The sequence below is a fragment of the Acidovorax sp. NB1 genome (assembly GCF_005405905.1).
GTDB lineage: Bacteria > Pseudomonadota > Gammaproteobacteria > Burkholderiales > Burkholderiaceae_C > Acidovorax.
Genome location: NZ_BJHU01000017.1, coordinates 1 through 7,992 on the forward strand (window position 1 = coordinate 1; position 7,992 = coordinate 7,992).

The 7,992-nt window shown below is 62.1% G+C and carries 9 protein-coding genes and 1 pseudogene; all 10 read left to right on the forward strand.

Going from position 1 to position 7,992, the window contains the following annotated elements; genetic code table 11:
* Positions 1 to 177: 177 nt before the first annotated feature.
* Positions 178 to 951, forward strand: a pseudogene (gene trfA / locus AvAM_RS08040) (plasmid replication initiator TrfA); the annotation flags it as partial.
* A gap of 538 nt (positions 952 to 1,489) precedes the next feature.
* The gene (locus AvAM_RS08050; protein WP_013521177.1) at positions 1,490 to 1,756 is read left to right on the forward strand and encodes a type II toxin-antitoxin system RelB/DinJ family antitoxin; all 267 of its coding nucleotides are present in this window, start codon (positions 1,490 to 1,492) and stop codon (positions 1,754 to 1,756) included.
* Positions 1,743 to 2,024, forward strand: coding sequence for a type II toxin-antitoxin system YafQ family toxin (locus AvAM_RS08055; protein WP_013521176.1), 282 nt, complete (start codon positions 1,743 to 1,745; stop codon positions 2,022 to 2,024). The genes AvAM_RS08050 and AvAM_RS08055 overlap by 14 nt, the downstream gene beginning before the upstream one ends.
* A gap of 338 nt (positions 2,025 to 2,362) precedes the next feature.
* The gene (locus AvAM_RS08060) at positions 2,363 to 3,025 is read left to right on the forward strand and encodes a peroxiredoxin-like family protein (RefSeq protein WP_013521175.1); all 663 of its coding nucleotides are present in this window, start codon (positions 2,363 to 2,365) and stop codon (positions 3,023 to 3,025) included.
* Between the two features lie 80 nt (positions 3,026 to 3,105).
* Entirely contained in the window at positions 3,106 to 4,011 is a 906-nt protein-coding gene (locus AvAM_RS08065) for a DMT family transporter (RefSeq protein ID WP_249368007.1), read from the forward strand.
* Entirely contained in the window at positions 4,008 to 4,724 is a 717-nt protein-coding gene (locus tag AvAM_RS08070; protein ID WP_013521173.1) for a glutathione S-transferase family protein, read from the forward strand. Before AvAM_RS08065 ends, AvAM_RS08070 begins: the two co-directional genes overlap by 4 nt.
* A 1-nt stretch (position 4,725) precedes the next feature.
* Positions 4,726 to 5,520, forward strand: a complete 795-nt coding sequence (locus AvAM_RS08075; RefSeq protein WP_013521172.1) for an SDR family oxidoreductase — start codon at positions 4,726 to 4,728, stop codon at positions 5,518 to 5,520.
* Between the two features lie 63 nt (positions 5,521 to 5,583).
* Positions 5,584 to 6,198: a TetR/AcrR family transcriptional regulator gene (locus AvAM_RS08080; protein ID WP_013521171.1), complete on the forward strand. Its 615-nt coding sequence runs from the start codon at positions 5,584 to 5,586 to the stop codon at positions 6,196 to 6,198.
* Positions 6,195 to 6,899 (forward strand): glutathione binding-like protein, encoded by a 705-nt coding sequence (locus AvAM_RS08085; protein ID WP_013521170.1) that lies wholly within the window; start codon positions 6,195 to 6,197, stop codon positions 6,897 to 6,899. Before AvAM_RS08080 ends, AvAM_RS08085 begins: the two co-directional genes overlap by 4 nt.
* A 128-nt stretch (positions 6,900 to 7,027) precedes the next feature.
* A complete protein-coding gene (locus tag AvAM_RS08090; RefSeq protein WP_249368009.1) occupies positions 7,028 to 7,846 on the forward strand; it encodes a helix-turn-helix domain-containing protein in 819 nt (272 codons plus the stop codon).
* Positions 7,847 to 7,992: the final 146 nt, after the last annotated feature.

Consider the following 7,992-nt stretch of genomic DNA (forward strand, 5'->3'; position numbering starts at 1 on the left):
GCCAAATGCATCGATAACTGGCACCAATGGATGAAACCGACCACGGTTTGACGCCACGAATCGCAGATTTGAAAGTGAACAGGAAAGTCAATGAAATCAACGATCTACCAACACCACCTCCGCGCCAGTGCTAGCTTTTCGTACCGTCACTTATTGCACTGAAAACGAGGAGACCCCACGAAGCAGCAGATCAAGGACATGCAGCTCTCGCTGTTCGACCTGGCTCCCTGGCCGGATCACATGCGGGCACTGCCCAACGACTTCGGGCGGTCGGCGATCTTCACCGTCCGCAACAAGAAGGTGCCGCGCGCCGCGCTGCAAGGCCAGTCGATCTACCACGTCAACAAAGACGTGGAGATCACCTACACCGGGATCGAGCTGCGCGCCGACGACGACGAGCTGGTATTCGCCCAGGTGCTGGAGTACGCGAAGCGCACCGCGCTCGGAGAGCCGGTTTCCTTCACGTTCTACGAGCTTTGCCAGGACTTGGACTGGTCAATCAACGGTCGGTACTACACAAGGGCCGAGGAATGCCTGACGCGGCTCCAGGCGTCGGCCATGCAGTTCTCATCCCAACGCATCGGCCGGCTCGAATCGGTGTCGCTGATCCGGCGCTTCCGCGTCCTGGATCGCGGCAAGCGCACGTCGCGCTGCCAGGTCGAGATCGACGCCGAAATCGTGGTGCTGTTCGCCGGCGACCACTACACGAAATTCGTGTGGGAGAAGTACCGCAAGCTGTCGCCCACCGCGCGGCGCATGTTCGACTACTTCGCCACCCACAAGGAGCCGTACCCGCTCAAGCTGGAGACGTTCCGGCTGATGTGCGGCTCGGATTCCACCCGGCCGAAGAAGTGGCGCGAGCAGGTAGGCGAAGCGTGCGACGAGCTGCGCGAAAACGGCCTGGTCGAAAGTGCGTGGGTGAACGACGACCTGGTGCATTGCAAGCGGTGATCGCCCCCCTGCCCTCCCCTGGAGCCGCCCGAGATCGAGGCGGCTTTTTTTCTCGAGCATCGCCACTTCCGGCGAGGCAGTACCGCGCACCAGCTCGCGCACGTCGAGCTGCAGCATCGTCACTTCCGGCGAGGCTGGCCACGTCCTGGCCACGGTCGACCATCGCCACATCCAACGATGACGGCCGCCGCTGGATCTCGCATCGCCACTTCCGACGATGAGATCCACTCTTTGACATTTGAGGGGCCAAGCTGCGGGGGATTCTCCCGGCCGGCGGCCGCGAGAACCGGCTATGTCGTGCTACGCATCGAGCCAGGCGGCCACGGCCGCCCGTCTCGCCCCTGGCGGGCTTCCAGCGCCTTCCCGACGCTCACCGGGCCGGTGGCCCTCGCCGCTAGGCTACGAGGCCCTGGCGGGCCTTTCTGGGGTCGTCTCAGAAAACGGACAACAAAGCACGGTAAGCAAACCGGCATTGCCCTTAAGCTGTAGTCACATTGCGACTACAATAGAGCCTCTGAAACCTTCAAGGGAAATGACCATGAGCACCGCCGATACCTATGTCCGCGCTCGCATCGACACCAGCACCAAGGAGCGTGCCGCTGATGCGCTCGAAGCAATGGGGTTGTCCATCTCTGACGCCATCCGCTTGCTGATGCTGCGCATTGCTGATGAGCGCCGGATGCCCTTCGATGTGAAAGCCCCTAACGCCACCACGCGCAAGGCCATTGCCGAACTTGAGGCTGGGAAAGGCAAGCGTTTCGCCAGCGTTGATGACCTGATGGCAGACTTGCATGCGGACGATTGATCGCGCCTCAGCCTTCAAACGCGACTACAAGCGCGAGGCCAAGGGCCAGCATCGGGCTACGCTCGATAGCGATTTGAAGCCCGTTCTCGTGGCCCTGGCGACCGATCAGCCGCTTGACGCAAAATTCCGCGATCACGACCTGAGCGGCGACTGGGCAGGTTATCGGGAATGCCACGTCAAGCCCGACCTGCTGCTGATCTACCGCAAGTCGGATGCCGACACTCTCCGACTGGCACGGCTTGGCTCGCACAGCGAGCTTTTCGGTTGAGCCTGTCCGATTGAAGTACAGCCTAACCGGGCGTCAGACGAAGCGGCGAAAGGGCGTCAGAGTAGGGTCTTTTCAGGCATTTCCTGACGCCTTCGGCGCGGCGTCTATGGCCTCAACCTGACACGCCAGCCCTTAGCGTGCTTTGTTGTCCGTTTTCTGAGACGACCCGTAAAAGACCGGTGGGGCATCTTCCATGCGCAGCCGACCTGTATAGGCTTCTGATGCGACCTGCATTCAGGCAAAACGCTTGACACAAGCCATTTTTTATCGACTGATATAAAATAACGGGAGTCCGCTGCGATCCCCGCCGCGACTGCCTTGCTCGAAGGGAGATCCAAGTGGCCGTTATTGATCTTGATCGACAACTGCAAGAATTGCGAAAGGAGTTCGCCCGCACCGCTCCAGCCGGCCGGGTCGCGCTCTATGAGTCCAGGATCGAGGAACTGCGATCGACCTTTGCGAGGCACGCTGCGCTGAAGGAGGGAGACAGGGCCCCCGACTTTTCGTTGCCGGACGCCCAAGGCGGCACGGTGTCGCTGTCCGCTGCTCTCAAGCAAGGTCCTGTGGTGGTGACCTTCTATCGAGGTGGCTGGTGTCCGTACTGCAACCTCCAACTGCGGTCCTACCAGGCCTTGCTGCCCGAGTTGGCATCCTTTGGCGCAAGCATGCTGGCCATCTCACCTCAGCTTCCGGACGCATCACTGTCAACCGCGGAGCGCGAGGCGTTGACGTTTAACGTCCTGAGCGATCTGGGCAATGACGTGGCTCGCCAATTCGGGCTGGTCTATCCATTGCCGCAGGAACTGCGCGATGCCTTGAGTTCCAGCAACAAGGCGCTGCCGAGCATAAATGGGGACGCCAGTTGGGAGCTGCCCGTTCCCGCCACCTATGTGATCACGCCGAACCAGAGGATCTCGCTGGCTTTCATCGAGGTCGATTACCGGCAGCGATTGGCCCCGCAGCGACTTCTTGCGGCGCTGCAAGAGCAGGCGGTTACGTGACGCAGGCCGTCGACTTGGTGCAAGAAGCGGTAGTCGGACCGGCTGCCGCGTCGTGGCCTCAGAGATCATCCCGGAACGTCTTGCGCGGATTCTGCTGGGCCGGGCTCAGCGTCACGATCTTTGCGGGCTGGTTCGTCGTGACGCGCTTCAGTGTCACGCGCGAACTTCGCCTGTGGGATGTGACCGCGCTGCGGTTCGGCATCGGTGCCGTCATTCTTCTTCCAGTGCTGTTGCGGGGAAAGAGACGCCTATCAGCCAAGGAATGGCGTGAGGGGCTGGTCTATGCCTGCCTTTGGGGGTTGCCCTTCGTCCTGGCGGTCGCGCTCGGCCTGCAGCTCACGTCGGCCGGCCGCGCGGCAGCGATAGCGCCGACCCTGATGCCGGTATTCGCCGGCGCCTTCGCGTGGATTTTCCTGAAAGAGAAACAGGGCCGCGCGCGCTGGTGTGGCTACCTCGCCATCATCATCGGACTGGTGTTCATGGTTGCAGGCGGTGTTTCCGCTCACGGTGGCATGAACCCGATGGGCCTCATCGCCCTGATGACTGCCGCTGCCATGTGGGCCGTCTACACGCTGCTTTTTCGGCGCAGCGCCCTGACACCTGTGCAGGCCGCAGCCCTGATCTGCTTCTGGTCGGCCATCCTCTTCCTGCCGATCTATATTTTTGGCGGGCTCAGTCGCCTCGCCATGGCCTCACCCAGCGAGATCGGCTTGCAGGCCGTCTATCAGGGCGTCCTGATGAGCGGCGTTGCGATCGTTTCCTTCAATCGCTCTGTCGCGCTTCTGGGCCCATCTGCGGCCACAGCCATCATCGCCCTGATTCCGGTCGTTGCTTCGCTGGCCGCCATTCCCGTACTTGGAGAGCTGCCGTCTGGTGGAGAGTGCGTTGCACTTGCCGTCGTTGTTGGCGGCGTGCTCTTGGCAGCACGTCCTGCCCGTAAAGCAGCGAAGCCATCGATTTCCGCAACCACGAGGCATACACCATGATCCGGTTCTACTTTCATCCGACCCCCAACCCCGCAAAGATCGCGCTCTTTCTGGAGGAGACCGGTCTGGCCTACGAAGCCTTGCCGGTCGACACAAGCAAGGGCGAGCAGCATGCGCCCGCCTTTCGTGCGATCAATCCGAACGGCAAGGTACCGGCCATCGTCGATACCGAGGGGCCGGGCGGCAACGAAGTCAGGGTCTTCGACTCGACCGCCATCCTGATCTATCTGGCGGAAAAGACCGGCCAGCTTCTGGGCACGTCCGAGGATCGGCCGGAGTTGCTGTCCTGGCTGCTCTTCATCGCCTCGGGATTGGGGCCGTTCTCCGGGCAGGCGGTGCACTTCCAGTTCGCCGCGCCCGAGGGCTTGGACTACGCGGCCAATCGTTACCGCCGCGAGGCGGAGCGGCACTATCAGGTTCTCAACGATCACCTGTCCGGACGCGAGTTCATCGTCGGCAGCGGTTTCACGATCGCCGACATCTCCGCCTGGGGCTGGCTCGATCGCGCTTCCCGCGTGCGCAAGGGCGCCGAGGATCCTCTGGGGCCCTTTCCCGAACTGAAGCGGTGGTTCGCAGGCGTGGATGCGCGTCCGGCGGTCGCTCGCGCCCGGGCGCTCGCCAAGAGCCATGCGTTCAAGGCGATCAACGACGAGGAGACCAAGCGTGCGCTCTTCCCGTCGAACTATCCCCCTGCATCGGCGCAAGGAGTTTGAAATGGAACTGAAGAACAAGCGGGTCCTCGTCACGGGCGGATCGAGCGGGATCGGCCTCGCGCTGGCCCATGCGCTGATCGCGCGAGGCGCCAGGGTGGTCATCACCGGAAGGCGCAGAAGCGTCCTGGACGATGCACTGCGCAGCCTTGACTCGGCGACGGGCGTCTGCGCTGACGTGGGAAGTCCCGAGGGACGCGCGGCCACGCTGGACCAGGCGATACAGACGCTGGGCGGACTCGACATCCTCGTCAACAACGCCGGCGGCGTGCGGGCTGGCCGGCTGGAGAACACCACGGAAGCCGATATCGAGCAGATGGTGATCGTCGACTTGCTCGCGCCAGTCTTGTTGACCCGCGCGGCGCTCCCCGCTCTGCGGGCCAGCGGAGATGCCATGGTGGTGAATGTCGCCTCCGGCATTGCCCTGGTCGGCGCACCCTTCTATGCAACGTATGCCGCGGTGAAAGCAGGTCTGGCTCGCTTTGGCGAGGCGCTCAGGCGCGAGCTCAAGGGCGAAGGCATTCATGTGTTGACGGCCTATCCTGGAGGCACGGACACGCCGATGATGAAGTCGAATCGCGCTGGTCCCGAACTGGGGTTTTCGCGCGAGCCTGCTTCTGCGGTGGCCGATGCCATCGTCGCCGGGATCGAGGCGAACGCTTTCGAGGTCATCCGGGGCGGGGAGGCGAGAGCCCAGATGATTGCGCTCAACCGTAACGATCCGGTAGCGGTCGATGCGAGATTCCTGACGCTCAAGAGCGCGCTGGAAGAGGCGGTCAAGGACCACAGCGCATTGTGACGACGCGGCATCAAGCACCGCATCCACTCACGAAGCCAACCACGAACCGATCCAGGAACGATCATGGCGCGCCCCAGAGAGTTTGACGAAGCAGTGGCCCTCGATGCCGCGATTCAATGCTTCTGGTCGAGGGGCTACGAAGCCACCTCGGTGCGGGACCTGGCCGACGCGATGGGTATCGCCGGCCCCAGTCTGTACAACACGTTTGGCGACAAACGCACGCTGTACCGGCAGGCGCTCGAACACTATGTCGAGCGAGGCTTTTGCGATCGGGTCCGGCGCTTCGAGTCCCAGTTGGCACCTCGTGCGGCCATCGGTGCGTTCTTCGATGAGATCATCGAATTGTCGCTGGCCGACGACCAGCGCAAGGGATGCCTGATCGTGAACTCGGCACTGGAGCTGGCACCTCACGACGCGGAGTTTCAGGCTGCACTGGCCGCTGTCTTGCGCGACATGGAGGCCTTCTTCTACCGTTGCGTCAAGGCCGGCCAAGATGCCGGCGCGATCAACATCACGTTGCCGGCCGATGATCTCGCCCGGATGCTGCTCGGCTTGCTAATGGGGCTGCGCGTCCTCGCGCGATCGCGGCCAGAACCGGAATTGCTGCGTGGGCTTGTCCGGCCCGCATTGGCGCTGCTCGATGGCGCCGGCACATCTCAACGACGGAGTCGCAAATGATCGACCTCTACTATTGGCCCACGCCCAATGGCCACAAGGTCACGATGTTTCTGGAGGAGGCTGGCCTCGAATACCGCATTCATCCTGTCGACATCAGTGCGGGCGACCAGTTCAAGCCTGAGTTCCTCGCGTTCTCGCCGAACAACCGGATGCCTGCGATCATCGACATGCAGCCGGTCGACGGCGGGGAGCCCGTGACCGTCTTTGAATCGGGCGCCATCCTGGTCTATCTTGCGGAGAAAACGGGTCGCTTCATGCCGACCGACCTGCGTGAGCGCAAGGCGGTGCTGGAATGGCTCTTCTGGCAGGTCGGTGGACTCGGCCCCATGGCCGGTCAGAACCATCACTTTGGCATCTATGCGCCCGAGAAGATCCCCTATGCCATCACGCGCTACGTCAACGAGACCAATCGCCTGTACGGTGTGCTCGACCGACGCCTGGCCGTGCAGGAATATCTCGCAGGTGAAACCTATTCGATCGCGGACATGGCGACCTACCCCTGGGTGGTGCCGTGGAAGCGCCAGCAGCAGGAACTCGACGAGTTCCCCAGTCTGCGGCGGTGGTTTGATGCGATTCGCAATCGTCCCGCGACGATCAGGGCCTATGCGCGCGGCGAGCCTTTCGCATCGCGTCCTGCGGTGACGGAGGAGGGCAAGAAGCTTCTGTTCGGTCAAACTGCCGCAGGCCCGCAGGCGCGCTGATACGTTTATGGTGCACACACCAGCGATTACTCAAAGTCAAAGCAATCACGCGACGTGGGCGTGCGCCAGCTGCTGCAGGGAGCTCGGGAATTCGTGGAGATCTTTCGAGGCGCGGGCATGATATCGCTATGACCATCGAACCGTGGGCGGACGCCCAGCTATCTGAAGATATTCCTCGGCTTGCTCAGGGCGGTGAGAGCGAGACTGTGGAATTCAAGCGAGAGCTGCCAAAGCAGGTGCGGGATCTTGCCAAGGAAATCGCGGCTTTCGCTTCCAGCAGCGGGGGCCGACTCCTTCTTGGAGTGGCAGACGACGGCTCGATTCCAGGAGTCGAAAATGCACATGACCCAGCGGTTCGAGATGATCTCGGCAGAAGGATCGTGGGCGTTTGCCAGATCATCGATCCCCCCGTCCGCCCGCAGATCGGCTGGACATCGGCAAATGGGCTCGGCGTTCTCGTCATCACTGTCGAGAAGGGTTCAGAGCCTCTGTACTACGTGGATTCGCGCGCGTACATCCGGCACGGCACGGTCTACCGACCGGCGACGGCCTCAGAGGTTCGCGCTGCCTTGACAGCTTCCATGCCCGGGGAGGCCGCAGAAGGACCCAAGAATCATCCGGAGCTGTCTGCGCTGGCCGACGTGCTCGCCAACGTGCGACGCTGGAGCGATACGGACTCCGAGATGCGAAGCCTGAAACCCTGGATTGAAGATTGGTCGGCAGATGCGGAGGTCTATGCGTCAAAGCTGCGCGACCTGTCCGTCTCCGACTGGGCCATTGAGAGCCACGTCAATGAACGGTTGGAAGCCACAGCTGAGAAGCTCGATGAAGTCGCACAGTTCCGGCACTACCTCGGCGAAGGGGAAAACTTCAACGACGTGTGCAACTCCGCAGGCTTCGCTGCTGCGGAGTTGATGGGGTCTCCTCGTTTTCAGTGCAATAAGTGACGGTACGCAAAGCTAGCACTGGCGCGGGGGTGGTCTGGGTAGACCGTTGATTTCATTGACTTTCCTGTTCGCTTTGTAAACGGGTATGGTGGCCTCCCACTTTTGAGGTTCACGATGCAGGGTTGGCACACAACGTTTTTGGGGAT

What these genes read in the sequence shown, in the direction of transcription:
- AvAM_RS08085 (WP_013521170.1), top strand. Translation starts at nt 6,195, where the DNA reads ATGATCGACCTCTACTATTGGCCCACGCCCAATGGCCACAAGGTCACG.
- AvAM_RS08070 (WP_013521173.1), top strand. Translation starts at nt 4,008, where the DNA reads ATGATCCGGTTCTACTTTCATCCGACCCCCAACCCCGCAAAGATCGCG.
- AvAM_RS08050 (WP_013521177.1), top strand. Translation starts at nt 1,490, where the DNA reads ATGAGCACCGCCGATACCTATGTCCGCGCTCGCATCGACACCAGCACC.
- AvAM_RS08090 (WP_249368009.1), top strand. Translation starts at nt 7,028, where the DNA reads ATGACCATCGAACCGTGGGCGGACGCCCAGCTATCTGAAGATATTCCT.
- AvAM_RS08075 (WP_013521172.1), top strand. Translation starts at nt 4,726, where the DNA reads ATGGAACTGAAGAACAAGCGGGTCCTCGTCACGGGCGGATCGAGCGGG.
- AvAM_RS08055 (WP_013521176.1), top strand. Translation starts at nt 1,743, where the DNA reads ATGCGGACGATTGATCGCGCCTCAGCCTTCAAACGCGACTACAAGCGC.
- AvAM_RS08080 (WP_013521171.1), top strand. Translation starts at nt 5,584, where the DNA reads ATGGCGCGCCCCAGAGAGTTTGACGAAGCAGTGGCCCTCGATGCCGCG.